Annotated in this window: 1 protein-coding gene; it reads right to left on the reverse strand. The window is 67.9% G+C overall.

What is annotated here, in order from left to right; genetic code table 11:
- A partial coding sequence (locus tag FVW27_RS15840) for an Hpt domain-containing protein (protein ID WP_341806163.1) occupies positions 1-1,261 on the reverse strand: 1,261 nt, incomplete at its 3' end.
- Positions 1,262-1,357: the final 96 nt, after the last annotated feature.

Genomic DNA, 1,357 nt, shown 5'->3' on the forward strand with positions numbered 1-1,357 from the left:
GCTTGGCCGGGGCGGCTGCAACGGCTGCGGCAGGCGCAGGGGCCGGGGCGGCAGACTTCACCGCCGCTGCGGGCGCGGGCGTTCCGGTCACCGAGGAAATGGTGACCACCGCCGCGTCGTCGTCCTCCGCGTCCTCGTCCTCGACATCAGCCGGGGCATCGGCAGTGACAGCAGCCTTGGTTTGCGCCTTGGCATCTGCTGCCTTGGCGGCAGGCGGAGCGGCAACGGCCTTGGCCTCCGCCGCAGGGGCGGGAGCCGCCTTGGCTTCGGGAGCAGCCGGGGCAGCTTCGGGGGCCTGGGCGGGCGCGGGCGTGCTGATGCGGGCAATCTGCTTTTCCAACATGTCGCCAATGATGGAGGATTCCTGCTCCATCAGATCCACCATCAGGCTGAAATCCATGCCCGAAAAGCGCGCCTGGTCCACCAGGCCCGCCGTGCGTTCGGCGTACACGCGGATATCGTCCAGCCCCATGTAGCCGGAAGAATTCTGGATAGTCACCAGGCACCGGTACAGGGCGTCGACATACTCGCGCTGGGTGCCGTCGGCGGCCAGGGTCTTCAGGGCCACGCCCACGTTGTCCATCTGCTGGCGCACCGTGTTGACGAACAGGGCCACATCGTCGGGGTCGTAGCCGGGGGCCACGGGGGGCGAGGGGGCGTCTTCTTCGCCATCTGCGCTGGCCACCTGCGCGGCTTCCTGTGCAGGGACTTCCGCCACGGGGCCACCGTTGCGGCGGCCGCCAAGCCCTTCGGGCAGGGTGATATCGCCGCCGGCCACCGCCTTGCGCAGGCATTCGAGGATGACCGAAATATCGAACGGAGTGACGTTGCCGGACGCGGGGTCGATACGCGCCACCAGCGCTTCCAGCAGGTCCACCACCAGCAGCAGCAGGTCCACCAGTTCGTGCGAACCGGTCATTTCGCCCCGGCGCACGTTGTTGAGCAGGGTTTCCGCCTCGTGGGTCAGGCTGTTCAGTTCGGCAAAACCGATGATGCCGCTGTTGCCCTTGAGGTTGTGGAAGAAGCGGAACAGGTCGTTGACCAGTTCGCCCTGTTCGGTGGGGTTGCGCTCCAGTTCCAGCAACCCGGAACTGAGATTTTCCGCCATCTCGCGGGCCTCGTCGATGAAGTCCTTGAGGTGCCCTTCGCCAAACGCGGTGAGGGAGTAGGACTCCATGGGTTCCAGCGTGGCGATCCACTCTGCGGAGCCACCCTCGCCCGGGGTGATGCGTTCCGGCTGGGGCTGCGGCGCCGCTGTCACCGGAGCTGGCGCGGGAGCGGGAGCCGCGGCGGGCACAGGCGCGGGCTCGGGTTCCGGAGCCGCCTCCACGACGGGTTCAGGCACCGGGGAAGGAAA

It is taken from the genome of Nitratidesulfovibrio liaohensis (assembly GCF_011682075.1).
Classification (GTDB): Bacteria; Desulfobacterota; Desulfovibrionia; order Desulfovibrionales; family Desulfovibrionaceae; genus Cupidesulfovibrio; species Cupidesulfovibrio liaohensis.